Genomic DNA, 24,754 nt, shown 5'->3' with positions numbered 1-24,754 from the left:
ACACGGAGGGGAATAATTTGGAAAAGATCATCGTCCGTGGCGGAAAGCGGTTAAACGGCACAGTGCGTGTTGAGGGCGCAAAAAATGCTGTATTACCTATAATCGCTGCAGCCCTATTAGCGAGTGATGGAAAGAATGTACTATCTGAAGTACCAGTTTTGTCTGATGTATACACAATTAATGAGGTATTACGTCATTTAAATGCTGAAGTCGTATTTGAAAATAACCAAGTAACAATCGATGCTTCTAAAGAACTAAACATCGAAGCACCATTTGAATATGTACGTAAAATGCGTGCATCTGTTCAAGTAATGGGACCATTACTTGCACGTAACGGTCGTGCTCGTATTGCACTTCCTGGTGGATGTGCAATTGGTTCACGTCCAATTGACCAACATTTAAAAGGCTTCGAAGCAATGGGAGCAAAAGTACAGGTTGGTAATGGTTTTGTTGAGGCATACGTTGAGGGAGAACTAAAAGGAGCTAAAATTTATTTAGACTTCCCAAGCGTGGGCGCGACAGAAAACATTATGTCTGCAGCTACATTAGCAAAAGGGACAACAATCCTTGAAAACGCAGCGAAAGAACCAGAAATCGTTGACTTAGCTAACTTCTTAAATGCGATGGGAGCGAAAGTACGCGGAGCTGGAACTGGAACGATTCGTATCGAAGGCGTTGATAAATTATATGGTGGAAACCACTCTATTATTCCTGACCGTATTGAAGCAGGAACATTCATGGTTGCAGCGGCAATTACTGGTGGAGACATCTTAATTGAAAATGCTGTACCTGAACACTTACGCTCAATTACAGCGAAAATGGAAGAAATGGGTGTTAAAGTTATTGAGGAAAATGAAGGTGTACGTGTTATCGGCCCAGATAAGTTAAAAGCGGTTGATATTAAAACTATGCCTCACCCAGGTTTCCCAACAGACATGCAATCACAAATGATGGCATTATTACTACAAGCTGATGGAACAAGTATGATTACAGAAACGGTATTCGAAAACCGCTTTATGCACGTTGAAGAATTCCGTCGTATGAATGCTGATATTAAAATTGAAGGTCGTTCTGTTATTATGAACGGTCCAAACAGCTTACAAGGTGCTGAAGTAGGCGCAACTGACTTACGTGCTGCTGCTGCATTAATCTTAGCTGGTTTAGTATCTGAAGGTTACACTCGTGTAACTGAGTTAAAGCATCTTGACCGTGGTTATGTAGATTTCCATAAGAAATTAGCTGCATTAGGTGCAACTATTGAACGTGTAAACGAACAAGTAGAAGAAGTGAAAGAACAAGAAGTTTCTGATCTTCATGCTTAATTGAAATAGTCTCTACGTCTTTTGACGTAGGGGCTATTTTTTTTTGGGTTATTACTGTTATAGTCAATAAATTCTATACTTATGCACGTACCAGTGAAAATATTTAGAAAATTTCCGTTTTAGCTGGTTCCCCTTAAGTATGTTCTAAAAGAAAGAGTTGTTCCATAAGAATGAATGGAGTAAAGCTTTTTCATATTGGGGGAAATAAGATGAAATTTTCAAAGCCATTTTTCATCACAGTAGCGCTTCTCATAGCGCTCGTTATCATTGTACCTGCTGCTCTTGTTATTCCATTTGCGAAAGCAAAAGTAGGGGAAGAAGCAGCTTCTAAAACTCCTCCAGCGATAGAAAGTATACCAGCTCCAGGGAAAGTGGATACAGCGGTTCAAGTTGCTGTATATCGTGAGAAACAGAAAAAGGTAGATACATTACCTATGGAGGAGTATGTGACCGGTGTAGTAGCTTCTGAGATGAATGCCAGTTTTGAAATAGAGGCGCTAAAGGCGCAGGCATTAGCAGCGAGAACATTTGTGGTGCAGCGTATGCTAAGCGGAGGAAAGAAAAACAATGCGGACGTGACAGATACGGTGAAAGATCAAGTGTACAAAAGTAAAGAAGAATTGAAGAAACAATGGGGTAATAACTACGAAAATAATTTGAAGAAAATCGAAGAAGCCGTTTCGAAAACCGCAGGACAAGTTTTAACGTATGATGGAAAACCAATCTCAGCATCCTTCTTCTCAACGAGTAATGGCCGGACAGAAAATGCGGCTGATTACTGGGGAAATGATTATCCGTATTTAAAGAGCGTAGATAGTCCGTGGGATCAAGCTTCTCCGAAATTTACGAGTGAGCAAACATTTACAGTAGCTGACTTCCAAAAACGTCTCGGTGTGAAAGTACTAGCAGACGGAAAGGTTGGAAATATTAAAGATCTTACGGAAGGAAAGCGAGTAAAAGACGTAGCATTTCAAGGGAAAACATTAACAGGAAAAGAAGTGCGTGAAAAATTAGATTTACGCTCTTCTGACTTCACGTGGAAACAAGATGGAGATAAAATCGTCGTTACGACGAAAGGCTTCGGCCACGGCGTTGGCATGAGCCAATACGGAGCAAATGGCATGGCAGCGGAAGGTAAGAAATATACAGATATCGTTGCTCATTATTATAAGGGTGTCGAAATAAAGTCGATGAATGATTATGAAGGAAAGTTAATGGTGAAGAAGTAGAATACAAAATAGACCGTCCCAAGAGGTATATTGGGACGGTTTTCTTTTGTTAGTAGATAGGTTATTTTTGTCGTATTTTATAGTTAAGTCGATATTCTTTGGCGAATCGTTGATATATTTAAAAAATCGTCAATGTTCAGCGCTCTGTTTAAGGGGGCCGTGGATCGCTGGGAGCTATTATAAGGATGAGTGTACAGAAGAATCAATGAAAGATGGCTGGCTCCATACAGGAGACATTGTCACGGTTGATTCGGAAGGATTTATTTGTAAACGAAATTCCGAAAACATCTGAAGGGAAGTTTTTAAAACGAGCGCTGCGTGATCAGCTCAAGACGTATATGGTAGAGAAAAATAGAGAAGAAGGCTATCCATTCATTTGGATAGTCTTCTTTTTAGAACGTTCCATAAAATATCAAAATTTTCCATTAATTGTTTGGTATAATAGGATAAAAAGCATTTGGGGGAGACAGAATGGCGTTATTGGAGTTGAGACAGTTAGGAAAAACGAACCAGTTACCAGTAGTTGAACTGACGGTTGAGAAGGGACAATGTGTTGTTTTGCAATGTAATAACCATACAGCGAAAATATTGCACCGAATCATTATTGGCGAGGAAGAAGCTTCAACTGGCAACGTGCTATTTGAGGGAGAATTGATTGGAAAGAAAAATTATTCTCGCATTGGTTTTTGTTTTTTGAAAGATGAAGCATACGATCGTTTGAAGGTAAAGGAATACTTCAAGTTTTTAATAGGACTCTATGAATCAAATATGAGCACGGAAGAAGTAGTACAACATGTCGGTCTCCTAGATAAGTTAAACGTTAAAATAGAAAAATTATCATTTTCAGAGAAACGTCGCCTTCATATTGGGCGGGTTATGATTCATAATCCGGATTTAGTTATTTTGGAAGAGCCAGAGCAAAATGTAGATACAGAGAGCACGATTATTATTCGAAAAGCAATTATGGCAATGAAGGAGAAAGGAAAAGCGATTTTTATTACGTCATCCTTTCTATCAGACGCCTTGTCGTTAACAGAGGATGTATACATTTTAAATAACGATGGTGTGAAAAAAATAGAAATCGAACAAGAAGAAGTTGAAGAAGTTGGTGAAGAAAAGGTTGTTCAAATGATTCCGCAAATGAAACTTGAAAGAATTCCAGCGAAAGTGAACGATAAAATTATTTTACTTGATCCGATGGAAATTCATTTCATTGAAACGCAAAACGGAGTGACACATATTCATGTACGCGAAGGTGATTTCGTATGTGCATTAACGTTAAGTGAACTAGAAGCGAGATTAACAGGATTCGGGTTCTTTAGATGTCATCGCTCGTACCTTGTGAATTTACAAAGAGTACGAGAAGTCATTACGTGGACTCGTAATAGCTTCAGTTTAATTTTGGATGACGAAAGAAAAAGTTCAATCCCGCTTTCGAAAGGAAGAATGGATGAGTTAAAAGGTGTAATTGGGATATAAAAGATGCTCCAATAAGCTCAAAATACGATTCATTCACCAGTAAAAATACTCCTTTTGCGTGTATTTTACTGCGTAAACCCTTTGCTTTTCATATGATTGAGTTAAGAAAAGCGAAACAACGAAATCGAAACTTGCGAAAGTGAATTTCATCTATATAAGAAAAACAAAGGGGATGAAGAAATGACATTGGCAATTGAAATGAAAGATGTAATGAAAAGTTTCAACGGAAAAACGGCACTTCGAAATGTAAATATTGAGGTGAAGCAAGGAGAAATCTTTGGATTCCTCGGACCGAGTGGATCTGGGAAAACGACAACCGTAAAAATATTAACATCTCAATTGCTTCATAGCATTGGAACTGTAAAAGTATTAGGTAAAGATATTACAGGACCAAGCAGCATTGATTACAAACGAATCGGTATTTTAACAGACAATAGCGGCTTATACGAAAGACTTAGCATTTATGATAACTTACTATTATTTTGTGACTTATACGATTGCAAAAAAGAACGAATCGATGAAGTACTAGCACAAGTGAACTTGCTAGATGATAAAAAAACACAAGTAAAAAAATTATCAAAAGGAATGAAGCAGCGTGTCACACTAGCGAGAGCAATCCTTCATAAACCAGATATCCTCTTCTTAGACGAACCAACATCCGCACTTGATCCAGTAAATGTGCAAAACATTCATAAAATCTTAAAAGACTTAAATAAAGAAGGAACAACGATTTTCTTAACAACGCACAACATGGATGAAGCAGAAACGCTTTGTAATCGCATTGCCTTTCTGTGTGGTGGAGAAATTGTAGCGCTTGATACTCCAGAAAACCTTCGCTTGCAATACGCGAAAGATCAAATACAAGTTGTGTTAACAGATAAGAAGAAAGAAATTGTGAAAAAAGATGAATTAGGGGCAAAACGCATTTCAGAATGGATGAATAAAGGTGAATTACTATCCATTCATTCACACGAACCAACTTTAGGCGATATCTTTATTGAAGTTACTGGGAGGGGATTATAATGACATTTTCAATGAGACGTGTATCAGCTATTTTTAGAAAAGAAGTACAAGATTTTAAGACAAATTCACAAGTGTTATTAATGGCATTTTTACCAATTATACTTTCATTTTTGTTTAGCAGATTTGGAGTCGGAAAGGAAATGTTAGGCATTACTACTATAACGGGCTTCCTATTTGTCGCAGGCTTTGTTCAATCTATGGTAATTGCAGAAGAAAAAGAAAAACATACACTACGTGTGTTAATGTTATCCCCAGCATCTTCTGTTGAAGTTCTTCTTGGAAAGAGTTTATTAACAGCAGGTCTGACGATGGCTATTTGTATTGCAAATTTATTCATTTTAGATCAGTTAAATATCAACATTCCATTGGTAGGATTGATATTTCTATGTGGAACTATTTTATTTATCGTGCTTGGAACAATGATCGGATTACTCGCATCTTCTGTACCACAAACATCATTAATTGGGATGCCTATTTTAATGACGATGTATTTAGCTGTACAATTTGAGGCACTAGTTGAAAATAAAACAATTAAGACGATGATTGAATATCTTCCAACATCTCATATTGTAAAAGCACTTAACAGCGTAGTAGGTGGGGCAGGATTTAGTAATATTAGTGGGCATGTATTAAATATTGCAGTTTGGCTTATCATTTCGCTTATTGCATGTTTAATCGTATATAAAAAGAAACAATTAGACTAAAAACTGAGCCGAAAATGCTCAGTTTTTTCTTTTTTCTATCATTTCCTCGGAAATTTTACAATTCCTATACATATTTTTACAGATTTTGTCGAAAAGTAATTAGTTATACGTTGTATAGGATACGTGAATATTGTTCAAAATGATTGCTGAGGTGATGATGGAATGCGAGGAAGAAATAATAAAAAGTCGCAAAAGGTAGTACATTTATTTCAAAAAAGATGGGTGTTTCCGGCACTGTACATTGCTTGTGCAGCGGTAATCTTAATGGTTGCGCTATGGTTCCAAGGAGCTAATCCGAAGAAGACTCCGAACCAAGATCAAGCAACACCGTATACACAATCGGAAGATCCAGCAGTACCAGTAACGAAATCTTCAGAAGTAGTGAAAATGCCAGCTGCCGCGAATGCGGAAGTAGTCGTACAGAAGAAATTCTATGAAGATGCAGCAACTGAGGCGGAACAAGAAAAAGCACTTGTCTTTTATAACAACACATATTCCCCAAATAAAGGAATCGACATTGCTGCGAAGAATGGAAAAGAATTTAATGTAGCTGCTGCTTTAAGTGGTACAGTAACGAAAGCTGAAAAAGATTCACTTCTTGGTTATGTTGTAACAGTTGATAGCGGAAATGGTGTAGCAGCTTCTTATCAAAGCTTAGGCAGTGTAAAAGTAGAAAAAGGTGCACGAGTTGCACAAGGTGAAGTATTAGGAAAATCCGGTCTAAGTGCAATGAATAAAGAAGCAGGTTCTCACGTTCACTTTGAAGTACGTAAAGACAATGTGGCTGTGAACCCTGAACGCTACTTAAATAAATCAGTAGCAGAAATTAAAGCTGAAGCAGGCGCTGCAAAAGCAACGAACGCTTCTGGTAAAAAAGCTGATGACAAATCTCAAAAAGAAGAGAAGTCAACTAGCACGAAACCAGAAAATAAAACAGAAGATAAGTCTCAAAAAGAAGAGAAATCAACGAGCGGTTCGACTAGTGACAAAAAAGAAGAACCGAAGAAAGAAGAAAAATCAACAAATGGTTCTACAGAATCATCTAACAGTTCTTCTTCACAAGAATAAAAAAGTGGAAAAATCAGTTCTCATTAGGAGGGCTGATTTTTTTACTTTTACCCCGCATTAACGGGCAGTAAGACCCCTACTTCAAAATTCAGTGAAAGCTAAGAAGTTAGGCCTGGGTTCAACTGCCCGTAAAAGCCCGATTGGTGAAGGCTAATAATCAGTGGGAAATGGCGCCCACTGATTAAAGTTTCACTTTATATAAAAATACTCAATTTCGAGAAAAAAGTTGCAATAACAAGGAAAAATGACGAGATTCTCGAATATATATTACAAAAGGGAGGGGATACTGTGTCATTTTTGTTTGTTCTGTCGACTGCTATTATTTTATTGTTTGTTTTATTCACTTTATATTATTACATTGCTGGTAAGAAAGAGGTTCCCCACCATCAGTTATTAGAAGAAGAATTGGAACGAGAAGAATGACGCCTTATATATAAGGTGTCATTTTTTTTCGCCAAAATAGTCACTGTTAACGTATTTCTCACAAAAAAATGTAATTTTTCTTAACTTAGTCCGCAAAAATAGTGAACATGTAGCATATATCAGTAGTGCGGGCAATACAATGGTATAAACCAAAGCAAAGAGAGTGTTTGAGGTGAGAAATCGTGAATCATTTCATTATAAATCCAAGAATGTTTAACGCTTACAAACAGCACTCACACTTACTTCTTAGTCATATGCAGCGAGGCTCATTTCACCCTTCTCACATCCAATTTAGGGAGGCGAGTGGTGTGCACGATTACATCAAAGAGAGAACTATCAAGATTGGTAAGTATATCGTGGAGACAAGAAAGACAGTGCGTGTCATTGCAAAGGAATTTGGGGTATCAAAGAGTACAGTCCATAAAGATTTAACGGAACGTCTACCAGAAATTAATCCAGAGCTCGCAAATGAAGTGAAAGAAATTCTTGATTATCATAAGTCTATTCGTCATTTAAGGGGCGGAGAAGCAACAAAGCAAAAGTATAGAAAAGAAGATGTAGAAAAGCCGGTCCGTCAATAAATATGCGATCGTAAACATTCCGTGTCAATTCGGTAATATTTTTCAGAAGAATTCTTTTTGCGAATATTACGTTTCTGTTAAATTTATGATAAAATCAGAAATTAGGTGTAAAAGAATTCGGGTGTAACCTGATTTTGAATATCGAGGAGGAAAAAACGGGAATGTTTGCGCGAGATATCGGAATTGACCTAGGTACGGCTAACGTATTAATCCATGTTAAAGGTAAGGGTATTGTATTAAATGAGCCATCTGTTGTTGCAATTGATCGTAACACAGGTAAAGTATTAGCAGTAGGTGAAGAAGCAAGAAGTATGGTGGGACGTACGCCTGGTAATATTGTAGCAATTCGTCCACTTAAAGATGGTGTAATCGCAGATTTCGAAATTACAGAAGCAATGTTAAAGTATTTCATTAACAAATTGGACGTAAAGAGCTTCTTTTCAAAACCTCGTATCTTAATTTGTTGTCCAACAAATATCACATCTGTAGAACAAAAAGCAATTCGTGAGGCTGCTGAACGTTCAGGTGGTAAAACAGTATTTTTAGAAGAAGAACCAAAAGTAGCCGCAGTTGGTGCTGGTATGGAAATCTTCCAACCAAGTGGTAACATGGTTGTTGATATTGGTGGAGGTACAACAGATATCGCTGTACTATCTATGGGTGATATTGTTACCTCTTCCTCTATCAAAATGGCTGGCGATAAGTTTGATATGGAGATCTTAAACTATGTTAAACGTAAGTATAAGCTGTTAATTGGAGAACGTACTTCAGAAAATATTAAAATTAAAGTTGGTACAGTATTCCCAGGTGCACGTAGCGAGGAGCTTGAAATTCGCGGACGTGACATGGTAACAGGTTTACCACGCACAATTACAGTATGTTCTGAAGAAATTACAGAAGCACTAAAAGAAGACGCGGCTATCATTGTACAAGCTGCAAAAGGCGTATTAGAGCGCACACCACCAGAACTATCTGCGGACATCATCGACCGCGGTGTTATTCTAACAGGCGGTGGAGCTTTACTACACGGTATCGACATGCTTCTAGCAGAAGAACTAAAAGTACCAGTATTAATTGCTGAAAACCCAATGCAATGTGTTGCGGTTGGTACAGGTATTATGTTAGAGAATATTGATAAATTACCAAAGCGTGCTTTACGATAAAGTGAAACTTTAATAAGTGGGGGTACTTCCCACTTATTATTAGCTCACAAATAGCAGGAAGATGAAAAGAACTACGGTGTTAACCGTAGTTCTTTTTTGTTTTTTTATTCTTTCATTTTTTTATTTTATTTTGATTTATTGAGAAAATAGAAGAAAAATAAAGAAAAACGAAGGAAATAGGTAAAATATTCATATATATGGTTAAATTTAATATTTCCTTATTTGAAAACGTTTATAATATAATGAGTCGAATACGACATTAAGGCAAATAATGTTTCAGTACATATTGCCTTTCCCTAATCTGGGCATACACTCTTTTCTACCTCCGTGTCAGTTGCAAGTATATGCAGCTATTTTAATGGAATAGAGTGTGTGCATTTTTTTATATATAAAGCTGAAAATATAGTAAAGTTTCACTTTACCCCGCTATTCGCCGGGCAGTAAGACTCCCATCTCAAAGTTTAGCGAATGCAAGGGGGGGAGGTGCGAGATGAACTGCCCGTAAAAGCCCGATTGGTGAAAGCTAATAATCAGCGGGAAAGGGAACCGACTGATTAAAGTTTCACTTTATAATGACAAACAATAAACAAAATGGGATAATAAACAATATGTCCAAGTGGTAAGACCAATATTACAAAAGGGGCGATTGTTATATGCTAAATATAGAACAAATTAAAGAAATCATTCCTCACCGCTATCCATTTTTACTTGTTGATAAAATATTAGAAGTAGATGAAGGAAAAAGAGCGGTTGGAATTAAAAATGTATCCGCAAACGAAGAATTCTTTAACGGGCACTTTCCTGACTATGCAGTTATGCCCGGTGTACTTATTGTAGAAGCATTAGCACAAGTCGGAGCAGTTGCGGTATTAAAGAAAGAAGAAAACCGTGGAAGACTTGCTTTCTTTGCTGGTATCGACAATTGCCGTTTCAAAAAACAAGTACGTCCAGGTGATCAACTGCGCCTAGAAGTAGAAATGACACGTGTACGTGGTCCAATTGGAAAAGGAAAAGCAATCGCAACAGTAGATGGTGAAGTTGCATGTGAAGCTGAAATTACATTTGCGATTGGTGATAAAAAAGAATAGATGTGAATTTAAAAAATTCTTCTGCAATAGGCAGAAGAATTTTTTAAATTCATGTACTTTTTGTTCGAAATATTAAAATGCAGAGTAATCAGAAATTTTATTGTAAATGAATGGAAGTTCATATATAATGACGCTATAAATATCTTGAAATTAAGATAAATGATAGCGCGATAAAAATAGAGACGCGGTTGTCACATTATGAAGGTTATGAGATAGTACAAAGCTTATTATGATTGGTTATGATGGATTGTAGAGGAAAGTGATGGGTAATTTTAACAGTATCAGTAAATGAAAAATGGGCGTAGCATATCGGACATAGAGAGATAAAGGGGAAAGTGTCGCATTTTGAAAAGAGGAGATCATACCATGTTCGGGAGAAAAAAAAGAAAACCATTACGACAATTAATTACGCATAAAGAGCCTAAATCACGCATCACAGAACAATACCGTAACATTCGTACAAATATTGAATTTACATCTGTAGATAATCATGTTCGTTCTATTATTGTTACTTCGGCAGATCCAGGTGAAGGGAAAACAACGACAATCGCAAACTTAGCAGTTGTTTTCGGTCAACAAGGGAAGAAAGTTTTATTAATCGGAGCGGACTTGCGTAAGCCGACGATTCAAAACTTATTTGCCATCCATAGTTCAAATGGGTTAACGAATCTATTATCAGGACAAGCGAAACTAATGCAATGCATACAAAAAACAGATATAGAGAATGTATACTTAATGGCAGCAGGTCCAATCCCACCAAACCCAGCTGAACTATTAGGTAGCCGTGGAATGGATGAGCTATTACTAGAAGCATATAACATGTTTGATATGATTTTGATTGACACGCCACCGGTTCTTGCGGTTACTGATGCGCAAATACTAGCGAACAAATGCGATGGAATTGTACTGGTCGTACGTAGTGAAAAAACAGAAAAAGACAACGTTGTAAAAGCGAAGCAAATATTAGACAAAGCGTCCGGTAAATTACTTGGAGTCGTTTTAAACGATAAAAGAGAAGAAAAAGAACAATATGGATATTATTAGAAAATAGTGTGTGGAATAGTAAATTTAAAAGCTGATAAATATTTTTATTGGCTTTTTTGAATTTTTATAAAATTAATCATTGCATTATATGAAAAACATGATATAATGGAAATTTTGGAAATTCGTTGGAATGTGTTGTCATATTTAAGATTATTTTGTAAGATTATATGTGCTTGATGTGAACAAATGTAGAACTAAATTAATCAAAATAAAAAATGTAAGATTTATATGTTATAATTTTTCTTATGTGCAAATTTTAGAAAGTTGGAGGAACTTATGGAAGAAACAATTAGTTTGAAAGAGTTATTTCATATTTTAAAAAAACGTTTAGCAATAATCCTCGTAATCGCCTTTGGTGCTGCTATAGTAAGTGCTATCATTAGCTTCTTCTTCATGACACCAATCTATCAATCTTCAACGCAAATTCTTGTTAACCAGAAGAAACAAGATGGAACGATGATTCAAGCTAGTGAAGTTCAAACGAATATTCAATTAACGAATACATATAAGGTTATTATTAAAAGTCCAGTAATCTTAGATCAAGTAAATGAAAAATTAAATTTAAATATGACAGCGCAAGCGTTAACAGGAAAGATTAATGTGGCGAATGAAAAAGATTCACAAGTTATTTCTGTAACAGCTGAGGATAAAGACCCAAAATTAGCTCGTGATATTGCAAATGCAACTGCAGAGGTATTTAAAGGTGAAGTTGCAAAAATTATGAATGTGGATAACGTAACAGTACTCTCTAAAGCAGAAGTTGCAGAAAATCAATCTCCGATTAAACCACGTCCAATGTTAAATGTAGCAATCGCCTTCGTTGTAGGTTTAATGGCTGCAGTCGGCCTTGCATTCTTACTAGAATACTTAGATAACACAGTGAAAAAAGAAGAAGACGTAGAAAACTTACTTGGCTTACCAGTATTAGGTATTGTAGCTCGTATGGATGAAGAAACAATGAACGTGAAATCACACGCTCCATCATCAAGAAAAGTGAGGGGACAAACAATTGGCTCTTAATTTATTTAAAAAGAAAAAGAATCATCGTCAACGTCGTCAATTAATTGCTCATCAACAACCGAAATCACCAATTTCAGAACAATATCGTAATATTCGAACGAATATCGAATTTGCAGCTGTTGATACGAATTTACATTCATTAATGGTAACATCTGCGAACCCGAGTGAAGGGAAAACAACAACGACAGCGAATATGGCAGTCGTGTTTGCCCAACAAGGAAAGAAAGTATTATTAATTGATGCAGATATGCGTAAACCAGCGATGCATCAAATGTTCCAAGTAGATAACATTTTCGGATTAACGAACGTATTAACACATAGTGAACGTTTAGAAAAATGTGTACAAACAACATCAGTTGATAATTTACAATTTTTAGCTTGTGGTCCAATCCCACCAAATCCAGCTGAATTGTTAGGTTCAAAATCAATGCAAGAACTTCTTGCACAAGCATACAGTATGTACGATTTGGTTATTTTCGATTTACCACCAATTTTAGCTGTTACAGACGCACAAATTATGGCGAATGTATGTGATGCTTCTATTCTTGTCGTTCGTAGTGAATCGACAGAGAAAGAAACAGCAGTAAAGGCAAAAGGATTGCTAGAATCAGCTAAAGGGAAATTATTAGGCGTTGTCTTGAACGATCGTGAACGTGAGCAGGGTCTGTATTATTACTACGGTGCAAATTAATTAAAAGAGTGAGATATGGGAAACATATCTCCTTTTTTCCCTTGAATATGAGATGTCTCATATTCAAGGGAAAAAAGATTACTATAAGAGAGGAAGGGTGAAAGAAATGATTGATTTACATTGTCATATTTTACCGGGTATCGATGACGGTGCACAAACAGTAACGGATAGTTTAGCGATGGCACAACAAGCCGTGGCAGAAGGAATACATACAATTGTCGCAACACCACATCATCAAAATGGAAAATATGTAAATGAGCGTACTTCTATTATTCATCAAGTGAAGCAGTTAAATGATGAATTGCAACAAAATGAAATCAAGCTGAAAGTTTTACCAGGACAAGAGGTCAGGTTATACGGTGATTTATTAGAAGACTATGAATCTGGTAAAATCGTTACTTTAAATGAGACAAATAAATATATATTCATTGAATTTCCATCTAATCACGTACCTCGTTATGCAGAACAACTATTTTATGAACTACGTGTAAAAGGAATGATCCCAATTATCGTTCATCCCGAACGTAATGCCGAGTTAATCGAGCGGCCAGATAAGTTATATAACCTTGTCAATAAAGGGGCATTAACACAAGTGACGGCAGGAAGTCTTCTAGGTAAATTCGGAAAAAAGATTAAAAAATTCTCACTACAACTTGTTGAACATAATTTAACGCATATGATCGCATCAGATGCACATAACATAACGTCAAGAGGATTTCATCTAGCAGAGAGCTATGCACTAATAGAGAAAGAATTCGGCACAAGTGTTATGAATGATTTAAGAGAGAATCCGTATTTAATCATTAGCGGGAAAGCAATTTATAAAGAAGATCCAGAAAACATTCGTCGTAAGAAATTATTTGGTATTTTTTAATTGAAGAGATTTGGTGATGTCTCCTAACCGTTATCAATGGAGACACTCGGTCGTGCTGTGGGTAGAAATTTTTATTTCAAACCTACCTTAGACGCTTGTCGTCGGGAGTATGGCGTGAGGTTGGGTTAGATGCCCATAATTTATTTATGATAGAAACTCTACCTATGGAGTTATCAATATGACTCTATAGGTAGGGTTTTTGTTATTGTTACATGTGAATAAAATAATATTGGAGGGCTACAATTGAAAAAAGTAAGAAAAGCGATTATTCCAGCCGCTGGTCTTGGAACAAGGTTTTTACCAGCAACGAAAGCGATGCCGAAAGAAATGTTACCTATTGTTGATAAACCAACAATTCAATACATAATAGAAGAAGCGATAGAATCAGGAATTGAAGATATTATTATTGTTACTGGAAAAGGAAAGCGAGCGATTGAAGATCATTTTGATCATTCATTCGAACTAGAACAAAACCTTTTAGAAAAAGGAAAGTATGAAATGCTTGAAAAGGTGCAAGCTTCTTCAAGAATTAATATTCATTACATAAGACAAAAAGAACCAAAGGGACTTGGGCACGCAGTATGGTGTGCACGTAAGTTTATTGGAAATGAACCATTTGCGGTATTACTTGGTGATGATATTGTACAAGCAGAAACGCCATGTTTACGTCAATTAATGGATCAATATGAGGGTACACAGTCGTCGGTTATCGGTGTACAAACAGTACCTGAAAATGAAACACATCGTTACGGTATTATTGATCCGGTTGAACAAAATGACCGTCGTTATCAAGTGCGTCAATTTGTTGAAAAGCCAGCAGAAGGTACAGCACCATCAAATTTAGCAATTATGGGTCGTTACGTGTTAACGCCAGAAATCTTTATGTTCCTTGAGAATCAACAGACAGGTGCTGGTGGAGAAATTCAATTAACAGATGCCATTCAACGGTTAAATGAAATTCAGCGTGTGTTCGCATATGATTTCGAAGGTACTCGTTATGATGTTGGGGAGAAGTTTGGTTTTATTAAGACTACGATTGAAATGGCATTGCAGCATGAAGAGTTAAGAAAAGAATTAATGAAATATATGAACGAACTTGTAAAAAAAGAAAATGTATACGTATAAAGTGAGGTGAAAAGGAATTGGCCTTAACCAAGGTATCCAGTGGAACTGTAAAGGAACAAGGATTACTTGCTGCTGAAGAGATAAATCAAAATAGGTTGTATTTATTTATGAAGCGTTTAATGGACATATTTGGTGCGTTATGCGGTATTATTTTGCTTTCATTCGTTTTTATTATTGTTACTATATTGATTAAGTTGGAAGATCCGAAAGGTCCTGTCTTTTTTAAACAAATTCGTGTTGGGAAAGACGGAAAAGAGTTTGGAATGTACAAGTTCCGTTCAATGGTAACAGATGCGGAAGAACGTTTAAAAGATTTATTGCAACATAATGAAGTATCAGGTGCTATGTTTAAAATGAAAGAGGACCCACGTGTTACAAGAATTGGTAAATTCATTCGTAAAACAAGTATTGATGAGTTACCGCAGTTATTAAATGTATTGAAAGGTGAGATGAGTTTGGTTGGACCACGTCCACCGCTTCCGAGAGAAGTGAAAGAATATACTTCTTATGATGAACAGAGGTTACTGGTGACTCCGGGGTGTACAGGACTTTGGCAAGTGACAGAAAGAAATAGTGTTGGATTTGCGGAAATGGTGGAATTAGACTTAGAATACATACGTAATAGAAATGTTTTCTATGATATAAAGATTATATTAAAAACAGTAAAGGTATTATTAGGATCAAATAATGCCTTTTAAAAAGGAGTTTGAAAAATCATGAAAAAAGATTCTAAAATTTATGTAGCGGGTCATCGTGGATTAGTTGGTTCAGCAATTTTACGTAAATTAGAAGAACAAGGCTATACAAATCTAGTTTATAAAACGAGTAAAGAATTAGATTTACGTGATCCGAGACAAGTAGAAGAATTCTTCCAAAAAGAAAAAATTGATTATGTATTTTTAGCGGCAGCTAAAGTGGGTGGAATTGTTGCAAATAATCAATATCCAGCGGACTTCATTCGTGATAATTTAATGATTCAAACGAATGTAATCGATTTAGCTTATCGTTCCGGTGTTGAGAAGTTACTATTTTTAGGTAGTACTTGTATTTATCCGAAATTAGCACCACAACCGTTAAAAGAGGAATATTTATTAACAGGTGAATTAGAACCAACAAATGAGCCGTATGCACTTGCAAAAATTGCAGGTATTAAAATGTGTGAATCATATAACCGTCAATACGGTACAAAGTATATTTCAGCAATGCCAACAAACTTATATGGTGAAAATGATAACTTTGACTTACATACATCACATGTATTACCAGCTTTAATTCGTAAGTTCCACGAGGCAAAAGAAAGTAATGCTGAGTTTGTAGAAGTTTGGGGAACAGGTACGCCATTACGTGAGTTCTTATACTCTGATGATTTAGCAGACGCTTGTGTGTACTTAATGAATAAATACGAAGGTAATGAAATTGTGAACATCGGTGTAGGTGAAGATTTATCTATTAAAGAACTTGCTGAAAAAGTGAAAGAAACGGTAGGTTTTACTGGCGAACTTCGCTTTGATGTATCTAAACCAGATGGAACACCTCGTAAGTTAGTAGATGTTTCAAAGTTAAACTCTTTAGGCTGGAAAGCAACGACTTCTTTAGATGAAGGTTTAAAGAAAGCGTATAATTGGTTTTTACAAACGGAAAAGGAATTAGTGAGAAAGTAAAAAAGATTACATTACTTGGAGGAAAAGGCAGTATGAAAAAGGCACTTATTACAGGCGTAACAGGACAAGATGGATCTTACTTAGCAGAGTTTTTATTAGAAAAAGGATATGAAGTACATGGTATTATCCGTCGTAGTTCTTCTTATAATATGGATCGTATTGAGCGATTAGTAAACGAAGAAATCGAAGGGTTAAATAACCAAGAAAATTTCCATCTTCATTATGGTGATATTACAGATACATCAAACGTAATTCGCTTAATTAGTGAAATTCGTCCAGATGAGATTTATAACTTAGGTGCACAATCACACGTAAAAGTATCATTTGATGTACCTGAATATACAGCAGATGTAGATGGCGTAGGAACATTACGTATCTTAGAAGCAGTTCGCATTTTAGGTTTAACTGAAACGACTCGTATTTATCAGGCATCAACATCTGAATTATACGGAAAAGTACAAGAAGTACCACAAAAAGAAACAACGCCATTCTACCCACGTTCTCCGTACGGTGTAGCGAAAATTTATGGTTTCTGGATTACAAAGAATTACCGTGAATCTTATAACATGTTTGCAGTAAACGGGATTTTATTTAACCATGAATCAGAACGTCGTGGTGAAACATTCGTAACACGTAAAATCACACTTGCAGCGGCTCGTATTGCACAAGAAAAACAGGAAACATTGTACCTAGGAAACTTAGACTCCCTTCGTGACTGGGGTTACGCAAAAGACTATGTAGAGTGTATGTGGTTAATCCTTCAACATGACAAACCAGAAGATTTCGTTATCGCAACAGGCGAAATGCATACAGTTCGTGAATTTACTGCATTAGCATTCAAACATGTTGGTATTGAGCTTGAATGGGTAGGAGAAGGTGCTGAGGAAAAAGGTATTGATAAAGCAACAGGTAAAGTACTTGTAGCAGTAGACCCTAAATTCTTCCGTCCAGCAGAAGTAGAACAATTATTAGGAGATCCAACAAAAGCAAAAACATTACTAGGTTGGAATCCAACGAAGACTTCATTTGAAGAGCTTGTTCGTATTATGGTAGAAGCAGATATGGAGAAGGTTGAGAAGGAAGATAGAGTTAAGAAGATGTTTGATTGATTTACTTACCTATTATATATAATCTCATATAAGCATATGACTTGTTTTATACGTAACTTCTTTTTATTCTTGATTGGTTTATTTTATAACATACAGCATACAAGAATCTTAGGAGGTTCTCTTTTTTATTTTAGAAGAAGTTATTATGTTTAAACTTTATGAAATAGTTTTTTAGAACACTTTACGCAATAATATGTTTGAAAGAATAATAAGTTTATTTTTAAATAAAAGGTGGGAAGATTACGAGATGAACTCGAGTAAAGTTACGGTTTATAAGGAGTATAAACGCAAGGTGGACAAAAGTAATATACCTACCTGTAATATTCTTGGTGTGGATATTGCAGCGATTAATATGGAGTGGCTTTTAAAATATTTGAAAACAAATGTTAAAAGTAAATCTGGAAATCGCTTAGCTGGTGATTATATCTGTGTTTCTAATGTACATACCACCGTTACATCCTATGAAGATGAAAACTATTGTAAAATTCAGAATGGTGGATTGATGGCAATCCCAGATGGTGGACCATTATCTACAATTGGTAGAAAACGTGGGCATAAGAATATGGATAGAACAACGGGCCCAAGTCTTATGGGGGAATTGTTCGAAGCGTCAGTGGAGAATCAATATAGACATTATTTTTATGGATCTACAGAAGAGACTTTAGAAAAAATGCACATAAAATTAAAACAAAACTATCCAGATATTCAGGTTGTCGGGATGTATAGTCCTCCTTTTAGACCAATGACTATCGAAGAAGATGCAACAATTATAAAGCTTATTAATGATACTAAACCAGATTTTGTATGGGTTGGTCTTGGTGCCCCAAAGCAAGAAAAGTGGATGTTTGAGCATCAAGGAAAGGTAAATGGATTGATGCTAGGTGTCGGTGCTGGTTTTGATTACTTTGCCGGAAATATTAATAGGGCACCTAAATGGATGCAGAAGATTAATATGGAGTGGTTTTATCGATTGCTTCAAGACCCTCGCAGGTTATTTAAGAGATATTTTCATACGAATAATAAGTTCATATGGCATACCTTTATAAGGGGAAAATAAAATGGAGAAAAAAAAGAAAATTCTCATGGTCCACAACTATTATCAAATTCCAGGTGGTGAGGATACGGTTGTTATTAATGAGAAGAAGCTATTAGAAGAACATGGATACACAGTTTTGTTATACAGCCGAAATAATAATGAGTTAAGGAAGATGAGCAAATTACAAAAGCTATGTCTTCCGTTTACTACAGTGTTTTCAATTAGAACTTATCGAGAGGTTAAGGCTATTATTAAACGAAATAAAATAGATGTTGTTCATGTTCATAATACGCTTAATCTTATTAGTCCATCGGTCTACTATGCAGCATTCAGTACAAAAACCCCAGTTATTCAGACAATACACAATTTTAGGTTATTATGTCCCGGGGCCCTATTTTATCGGGATGGTCAAATATGTGAAGATTGTGTTGACAAAGGTCTTAAGTGTGCGGTCACTAATAAATGTTATCGGGGTAGCAAGATTCAAACACTCGCTTGCGTATTTACGCTAAAGATTCATAGATTTTTAGGTACTTATAAAAAGCTTAATTACATCTGTCTTACGGAATTTAACAAGGAGAAATTATTACAATTAAATAAAGGGAAAAAACAGATAATTGATCCTAACAAGGTTTTTATTAAGCCAAATTTCAAATAAATACAGGGGTTATTGTTAATGAACAATAAAAAAATTACCATACTTACAACCACATTTAATAGAGGATATATAATTGAAAACCTATACAGGAGTTTGTGCAGGCAAACTAATAAAAATTTTTCCTGGCTTTTAGTGGACGACGGCTCAAACGATAACACAGAAGTACTAGTACAGGGTTTTATAAAAGAAAACAAAATCGAAATTAAATACGTTTATCAAAATAATGGCGGTAAAATGAGAGCACATAATAGTGGGGTAGAAGGGATTGAAACACCACTATTTATGTGCGTTGATTCAGATGATTATCTTTCAGATAATGCAGTTGATATTATTATCCAAAATTGGGACAAAGCATTAGATAGCAAAGCGTGGGGAATGGTTGCATATAAAGAGGTAATAGGAGGTAGACATATAAACAATAGCAAATTCCCAGAAGAAAATTGTTATTCAACTCTAACAAAGTTATACGAAAAAGGCTTTGGAGTGGATACAGCTTTAGTAATACGGACCGATGTTATGAAGGAGAACCCATTTCCGGTATTTCCAGATGAAAAGGTCATTACAGAAGGTGTGGTATATGATCTGCTAGATACTAAATCCTATTTATGGGTTTGTCCAGAAACCTTGATAATAGTCCAATATCAAGAAGATGGATATACCAATAATTTATATAGCATCATGATGAAAAACCCTAAAGGCTTCATGCTTTACTATTATAATAGATTTAATTATTCTAGAGGGTTTATCAAAAAAATTAAGGCTGCAGTTAATGTGGTATGCTTTTATTGCTTTGCAAGAAAAAGGCTGTACAAGCTGCCATTATTTTATACTGTATTGGCCTTTCCAATGGGGTACATCCGATATCTATCGCGTAAAATAAGGATAAAATAAAATTTATTAGTTTGGAGAAGCGGTGATGAGAAAGTATATAATGTTATGTATTGGATTGCTAAGACTTTTTAATAAAAAGATTATTAATTTAGGAAGATTAAAGACTAGGGGTATTAAGTATTTCATCGGGAAAAGCGTCAGGTTTTGGATTCATTCTAGGGGATATTGTGATATAGGAACTAAGACATGGTTTTCGGATTTTTGTAACCTTGAAGTGAATGGTGGAAATTTAAAGCTAGGATATAATAATTTTTTTAATACAAATTGTAAATTGGTTGCAATGAGTGAAATAACTATAGGAGATAATAATCTCTTTGGACCGAACGTTGTAATAGTAGACCACAAACATGAGTACAGTAACCCTAATAATTTGATTTGCAAGCAAGGAATATCATCGGCGCCTGTGAAGATTGGCTCCGATGTGTGGATTTGTGCCAATGTGGTAATTACCCAGGGAGTAACAATAGGTAACCACATTGTAGTAGCGGCAAATTCGGTCATCAGTAAGGATTTATTAGAGCCAGGAGTGTATGCAGGGTCTCCGGCAAAGATGGTGAAGAAGTTATAGTATTGGAGGCACTATGTGATACATCAAGGTAAATTAAAAATTAGTACTGTAGTTGCTTTTGGATTGATATGCTCTTTATTTTTAACATGCTTTTATATGCGAATTAAATTTATGGGGCCTTTAGCAAATGTGAATTACTTATTCTATCTAAGTTTCCTGTTATTGGTTTTTCGAGGGAAAGGAATTTGGTTGAATGGTAAGGGGATGTCCCTGCTAGGAATAATGGTTATTCATGCTGCTATTATAAATATATTGAATGGTGTTTCTGTAAAACAAATTATATATAGTACTGTGATGTATTTTTTACCATTAATGGTATTAATGTTTGGAGTTAATTCAAATTCTGTATTCGCCAAAAATTTACTTATCAAGTTACTAAAGTATTTTAATTTCTTCGTATATATTATTTTTGGGATATATGCAATTGATACATTAACCAACTTCGCTATTATGAAATTTTTAACAAGTACAGTCATTCCTGGGATTTCAAACTGGGTACCTAATTCTGCAGGTATTTTTTCATACAGGTTTGCATCGTTTATGGGACACTATCTTATGAATGCTTTAATTTATAATATGTTCTATTTACTAAATATGTGTTATACAAGGACACATGGAAAATCAATTGTTAGCACCAAAATTGTAATGGCTATTTCTATGATTGGTGTATTAAGTACAGGCAGTAAGACAGGAATATTTATTTTTTTAGTGAGTTTGTTTTGGTTTAACTTGAAGGGTGAAAAAAGAATAAGAAATTTTATAATGTTGATAATACTCATTCTTTCGGCATATTATATTGGTTTATTTGATTTAGTATTTTCTAGATTAAACAACGAATCGTTGACTACTGGTAGAAATGAAGTCTGGACCATGATTTTTGCACAGAAGGAGTTGGAATTAAGGTTTTTTACAGGATATGGTGAGTCTATTGATTCTATTTTGATAAATCTGGTGGGTAGCTGGAATACAGCTATTGCAAAGGAGTATCCTTTTTTAATTTTACTATACAAATTTGGAGCTATTAATGTTATCGGTATGGTGTATTTCATAGTAATTAAACCATGTATTAAGGCTATTAAAAATGGGAATAGCTGTATTGCATTTAGTATCTTTATGATATTTGTAGAAATGAATATGTTTAATGCTTATTTGGTACTCACAGATGCTGTTTTATTATTTTTACTGTTCATTATGATTTTAAAATTAATGGATAGTAGAAAGATAGAATCTAATTAGAAGAAAATATTAGAATACGAAAGGGAAGTTAGGATGGATCTTGTAAGTGTTGTTATACCGACTTATGCTAGAAATGATATGTTACAAAGGGCAATAAATAGTGTTTTAAATCAAGTTTATTCTAATATCGAAATATTGGTTATTGATGATAATGGCAACGGAAGTGATTATCGTAGAGAGACAGAAAAAATAATGTCGCAATATGAGTTAAATAATAAAGTGAAGTATATTAAAAATTCCGAAAACATGGGGGGGGCTCGATCACGCAACGTTGGCATTAAGCATGCAAAAGGTAAATTTATTGCCTTTTTAGATGATGATGATGAGTACTTACCAGAGAACATCGAAGAAAAATTAGCAGTTTTTAAAAACAATAAAAATTCTAAATTAGCTCTTGTATATGGTTATACGGAAACTGTCATGGATAATGGAAAGCATATTATTGTTGAAAACAATTTTAGTGGAAACTGTCTATATGAACAATTAGTTCACAATTGTATTGCAGCAACAACCCAATGGATGTGTAGAAAAGATGTTCTACTAGAAGTAGGAATGTTTCAGGATGTCCCATGTAAACAAGATTCGATTTTGATGTTAAATATTTTAAAAGTTGGTTATGAAATAGAATATGTGCCTAAAGTACTAACACGGTATTATGATTATGAGGGACCCAGAATTAGTACTAAAGGAAAAACAATAATGGGAGAAATGAATTACAGGAATTTAGGTAGAAAACTTTATGACAAATTTTCAGAAAAACAAGTACGCGAAATTGAATACAGTTTTGCGAATCGATTGATGATTTTGTTTATGAAGAAAAAAGAATATAAAAATGCTGCAAAGGAATTAAGAGTGATGTGTAAAATTCATCCGTTTAAAACCATAAAAATTGTAGCTAATGCCTTTATAAATTTGATGTCAGGAAAAATAAGTAAATATCTTTGATTGTAGGAAGGCAAACAATATACTATGCAGAAAATTATTATAGTCGGCAAGTTATATGAAGGTAATAAGCTCAATGGACCAGGAAACGTGGTATATCATTTGGAAAAATCGTTTTCAAGATTAAATGTAGATGTCGAGTATATTCTAAAAAATGAATCTACTTCTTTTGTTAGGCTTATTCAAGATATTATTACAAAGGTGTTGTTTAAAAAAAACTTGGTTGTAAATGTTCATACAGATGGTTTTATAATGGCACTAATTATTTATTTGATAAGCTTAATTAACTGGAAAAATACTTATTACCTTACTGTTCATGGAATATATAAAATTGATTCTGAAATGTCAGGTGTTACCAAGAATCGTTATTTAATGTTAGAAAAGTTTTTATATAAAAAGTTTAAAAATATTATTTGTGTTTCTTCTAAACTTGCAAGTGATATTAAATCAATTTACGGCAGGAATAAAAATATATACGTTATAAACAATGGGGTTCAGGCTAATCCTTTAGCTCCCTCAAAAGATAATAGATTAGATGCTGAAAAGATTAAATTTATTTTTGTTGGCGGTATAAAAAAAGGAAAAGGGATTCTTGAAACGCTTAAGGCAATAAAGTATATAATTGATAATTCGGATTTCGATGTACATTTAGATATGTATGGTTCTGTTGAAAACGATCAAATTAAAGAAGAATATAAACGATATATATCCAATAATAAACTTGAGAATTATGTGACATATCATGGATTAATAAAAGATAAGACAGCATTATTTAGTTACTATGCACAGTCCACTTTTCAGTTATGTCTAAGTTTACATGATACATTTAATGTTGCAGTTTTAGAATCCATGACTGTTGGTTGTCCATGTATTTTATCTGACAGCTGTGGAGCAAGAGATATTATTAGAAATGATGAAAATGGTTATATTGTTTCATTAGACAATAAAACGGGAGAAATAATTCTAAATATTTTACAGGAAGTTAAGCAGAACCCAGGGAAATTAAAACAGTTGAGAAAGCATGCAACGGTGACAGCGGAGCATAACACTTGGGACATTGTAGCGGATAAATATTATAAATTATTTAAGAGGGAATATGATAGTAACTTAAAAAAAGATTAAATATAAATTATATCACTATGCTATTCTTTGGAAGAAGTAATTCCACTAATCTACTAGTTTATAAAATGAAAGGGCGATAAAAGATGAGTCGACTAATAAATTATATAAGGAGCGAAAATAGAAAACAACAGATCATCTTTGCAGGTCGCATCGATAAAACAAAAGGGATAGATAAACTTTTAACAGCATGGAAAACATATAGTACTTATGGAAGGCAAACTGTACAACTTATCATATGTGGCACCGGTCCTGAAGAGGAATGGTGTAACGAGTATATTATTTCTAATAAGCTTGAGCCTAGTGTAAAAATGATAGGGTATGTTGAAAATCAAAAAGTAACTCAAATGATTGCTGAATCCTTAGCGCTTATTCTACCAACCCAGTGGTATGAGGGGTTTCCAATGACTATTGTTGAGGCATATAGGTATGGGACCCCAGTTCTAGGAAGTAGAATTGGTAATGTAGATAATCTGGTAATTGATGATGTGACGGGTTATGGGTTTGATTACAAATCATCTGAATCCATAGTAGAATCAATTGTGAGATTATTAGAAGCAAAAAAACAGGGCAAGGATCTGTACCAAAGTACCTTTCAATTTTATCAAGAATATTACACTGCTGAAGAGAACTTTAAGATTTTGAGCAATATCTATCAGCAGATAACAAAGTAAAGTTGTAGCCTAGATAATAAGATTAT

The 24,754-nt window shown here is 34.8% G+C and carries 27 protein-coding genes and 1 pseudogene; all 28 read left to right on the top strand.

From position 1 onward, the window contains the following. Nucleotides 1–17 precede the first annotated feature (17 nt). The 28 genes and pseudogenes from murA (at nt 18) to FOT98_RS17225 (ending at nt 24,728) form a co-directional block, all read left to right on the top strand. A complete protein-coding gene (gene murA, locus FOT98_RS17355) occupies nt 18–1,322 on the top strand; it encodes a UDP-N-acetylglucosamine 1-carboxyvinyltransferase (RefSeq protein ID WP_061679415.1) in 1,305 nt (434 codons plus the stop codon). A gap of 209 nt (nt 1,323–1,531) precedes the next feature. After that, nucleotides 1,532–2,551 (top strand): stage II sporulation protein D, encoded by a 1,020-nt coding sequence (gene spoIID, locus FOT98_RS17350; protein WP_063262321.1) that lies wholly within the window; start codon nt 1,532–1,534, stop codon nt 2,549–2,551. A 139-nt stretch (nt 2,552–2,690) separates the two neighbouring features. Further along, nucleotides 2,691–2,816, top strand: a pseudogene (locus FOT98_RS33445) (fatty-acid--CoA ligase); the annotation flags it as partial. Continuing rightward, nucleotides 2,797–3,078, top strand: a complete 282-nt coding sequence (locus tag FOT98_RS32955) for a hypothetical protein (RefSeq protein ID WP_390842070.1) — start codon at nt 2,797–2,799, stop codon at nt 3,076–3,078. The pseudogene FOT98_RS33445 and the gene FOT98_RS32955, both read left to right, overlap by 20 nt. Beyond that, nucleotides 3,023–4,030 (top strand): LytTR family transcriptional regulator DNA-binding domain-containing protein, encoded by a 1,008-nt coding sequence (locus FOT98_RS17340; RefSeq protein ID WP_063262319.1) that lies wholly within the window; start codon nt 3,023–3,025, stop codon nt 4,028–4,030. The genes FOT98_RS32955 and FOT98_RS17340 overlap by 56 nt, the downstream gene beginning before the upstream one ends. Nucleotides 4,031–4,210: 180 nt before the next feature. Continuing rightward, nucleotides 4,211–5,053: an ABC transporter ATP-binding protein gene (locus tag FOT98_RS17335; protein ID WP_061679412.1), complete on the top strand. Its 843-nt coding sequence runs from the start codon at nt 4,211–4,213 to the stop codon at nt 5,051–5,053. Continuing rightward, a complete protein-coding gene (locus FOT98_RS17330; RefSeq protein ID WP_061679411.1) occupies nt 5,053–5,757 on the top strand; it encodes an ABC transporter permease in 705 nt (234 codons plus the stop codon). The genes FOT98_RS17335 and FOT98_RS17330 overlap by 1 nt, the downstream gene beginning before the upstream one ends. Nucleotides 5,758–5,919: 162 nt before the next feature. Beyond that, nucleotides 5,920–6,825 carry a stage II sporulation protein SpoIIQ gene (spoIIQ, locus tag FOT98_RS17325; RefSeq protein WP_063262318.1) on the top strand — a complete coding sequence of 302 codons (906 nt, stop codon included), beginning with the start codon at nt 5,920–5,922 and terminating at the stop codon, nt 6,823–6,825. A gap of 288 nt (nt 6,826–7,113) precedes the next feature. Then, nucleotides 7,114–7,248 (top strand): hypothetical protein, encoded by a 135-nt coding sequence (locus tag FOT98_RS17320; RefSeq protein ID WP_000008903.1) that lies wholly within the window; start codon nt 7,114–7,116, stop codon nt 7,246–7,248. Nucleotides 7,249–7,556: 308 nt separating this feature from the next. After that, entirely contained in the window at nt 7,557–7,829 is a 273-nt protein-coding gene (spoIIID, locus tag FOT98_RS17315; RefSeq protein ID WP_000544012.1) for a sporulation transcriptional regulator SpoIIID, read from the top strand. Nucleotides 7,830–7,990: 161 nt separating this feature from the next. Beyond that, nucleotides 7,991–8,992, top strand: coding sequence for a rod shape-determining protein (mreB, locus tag FOT98_RS17310; protein WP_000457990.1), 1,002 nt, complete (start codon nt 7,991–7,993; stop codon nt 8,990–8,992). A 653-nt stretch (nt 8,993–9,645) separates the two neighbouring features. After that, the gene (gene fabZ, locus FOT98_RS17305; RefSeq protein ID WP_000931959.1) at nt 9,646–10,080 is read left to right on the top strand and encodes a 3-hydroxyacyl-ACP dehydratase FabZ; all 435 of its coding nucleotides are present in this window, start codon (nt 9,646–9,648) and stop codon (nt 10,078–10,080) included. 366 nt (nt 10,081–10,446) lie between these two features. Then, entirely contained in the window at nt 10,447–11,124 is a 678-nt protein-coding gene (locus tag FOT98_RS17300) for a CpsD/CapB family tyrosine-protein kinase (protein WP_063262317.1), read from the top strand. Nucleotides 11,125–11,400: 276 nt separating this feature from the next. Next, on the top strand, nt 11,401–12,144 hold the full coding sequence (locus FOT98_RS17295) for a YveK family protein (RefSeq protein WP_144291094.1): 744 nt from the start codon (nt 11,401–11,403) through the stop codon (nt 12,142–12,144). After that, nucleotides 12,134–12,835, top strand: coding sequence for a CpsD/CapB family tyrosine-protein kinase (locus tag FOT98_RS17290; RefSeq protein ID WP_063262315.1), 702 nt, complete (start codon nt 12,134–12,136; stop codon nt 12,833–12,835). Before FOT98_RS17295 ends, FOT98_RS17290 begins: the two co-directional genes overlap by 11 nt. Before the next feature lie 106 nt (nt 12,836–12,941). Next, complete coding sequence (locus tag FOT98_RS17285) at nt 12,942–13,709, top strand: tyrosine-protein phosphatase (protein WP_063262425.1); 768 nt, start codon at nt 12,942–12,944, stop codon at nt 13,707–13,709. 243 nt (nt 13,710–13,952) lie between these two features. Next, nucleotides 13,953–14,834 (top strand): UTP--glucose-1-phosphate uridylyltransferase BpsC, encoded by an 882-nt coding sequence (bpsC, locus tag FOT98_RS17280; protein ID WP_063262314.1) that lies wholly within the window; start codon nt 13,953–13,955, stop codon nt 14,832–14,834. A gap of 17 nt (nt 14,835–14,851) precedes the next feature. Then, nucleotides 14,852–15,532, top strand: coding sequence for a sugar transferase (locus tag FOT98_RS17275; protein ID WP_063262313.1), 681 nt, complete (start codon nt 14,852–14,854; stop codon nt 15,530–15,532). An 18-nt stretch (nt 15,533–15,550) separates the two neighbouring features. Then, nucleotides 15,551–16,495 carry a GDP-L-fucose synthase gene (gene fcl / locus FOT98_RS17270; protein ID WP_063262312.1) on the top strand — a complete coding sequence of 315 codons (945 nt, stop codon included), beginning with the start codon at nt 15,551–15,553 and terminating at the stop codon, nt 16,493–16,495. Between the two features lie 32 nt (nt 16,496–16,527). Next, on the top strand, nt 16,528–17,604 hold the full coding sequence (gene gmd / locus FOT98_RS17265) for a GDP-mannose 4,6-dehydratase (RefSeq protein WP_063262424.1): 1,077 nt from the start codon (nt 16,528–16,530) through the stop codon (nt 17,602–17,604). 247 nt (nt 17,605–17,851) lie between these two features. Then, the gene (locus FOT98_RS17260) at nt 17,852–18,661 is read left to right on the top strand and encodes a WecB/TagA/CpsF family glycosyltransferase (protein ID WP_063262311.1); all 810 of its coding nucleotides are present in this window, start codon (nt 17,852–17,854) and stop codon (nt 18,659–18,661) included. A gap of 1 nt (nt 18,662) precedes the next feature. Then, nucleotides 18,663–19,298: a glycosyltransferase gene (locus FOT98_RS17255; RefSeq protein WP_063262310.1), complete on the top strand. Its 636-nt coding sequence runs from the start codon at nt 18,663–18,665 to the stop codon at nt 19,296–19,298. 18 nt (nt 19,299–19,316) lie between these two features. Beyond that, nucleotides 19,317–20,189, top strand: a complete 873-nt coding sequence (locus FOT98_RS17250) for a glycosyltransferase family A protein (RefSeq protein ID WP_063262309.1) — start codon at nt 19,317–19,319, stop codon at nt 20,187–20,189. 25 nt (nt 20,190–20,214) lie between these two features. Continuing rightward, nucleotides 20,215–20,757, top strand: coding sequence for an acyltransferase (locus FOT98_RS17245; RefSeq protein ID WP_063262308.1), 543 nt, complete (start codon nt 20,215–20,217; stop codon nt 20,755–20,757). Nucleotides 20,758–20,772: 15 nt separating this feature from the next. After that, nucleotides 20,773–21,993 carry a hypothetical protein gene (locus tag FOT98_RS17240; protein ID WP_063262307.1) on the top strand — a complete coding sequence of 407 codons (1,221 nt, stop codon included), beginning with the start codon at nt 20,773–20,775 and terminating at the stop codon, nt 21,991–21,993. Nucleotides 21,994–22,026: 33 nt separating this feature from the next. Then, on the top strand, nt 22,027–22,938 hold the full coding sequence (locus FOT98_RS17235) for a glycosyltransferase family 2 protein (RefSeq protein ID WP_063262306.1): 912 nt from the start codon (nt 22,027–22,029) through the stop codon (nt 22,936–22,938). A 24-nt stretch (nt 22,939–22,962) separates the two neighbouring features. Then, the gene (locus FOT98_RS17230; RefSeq protein WP_063262305.1) at nt 22,963–24,057 is read left to right on the top strand and encodes a glycosyltransferase family 4 protein; all 1,095 of its coding nucleotides are present in this window, start codon (nt 22,963–22,965) and stop codon (nt 24,055–24,057) included. Between the two features lie 83 nt (nt 24,058–24,140). Next, nucleotides 24,141–24,728: a glycosyltransferase gene (locus tag FOT98_RS17225; protein ID WP_063262304.1), complete on the top strand. Its 588-nt coding sequence runs from the start codon at nt 24,141–24,143 to the stop codon at nt 24,726–24,728. The last annotated feature ends 26 nt before the right edge of the window (nt 24,729–24,754 follow it).

Origin of the sequence: Bacillus sp. HY001, assembly GCF_007558965.1 — a bacterium.
Classification (GTDB): Bacteria; Bacillota; Bacilli; order Bacillales; family Bacillaceae_G; genus Bacillus_A; species Bacillus_A mobilis.
This window is presented reverse-complemented; position numbering and strand designations above follow the sequence as displayed.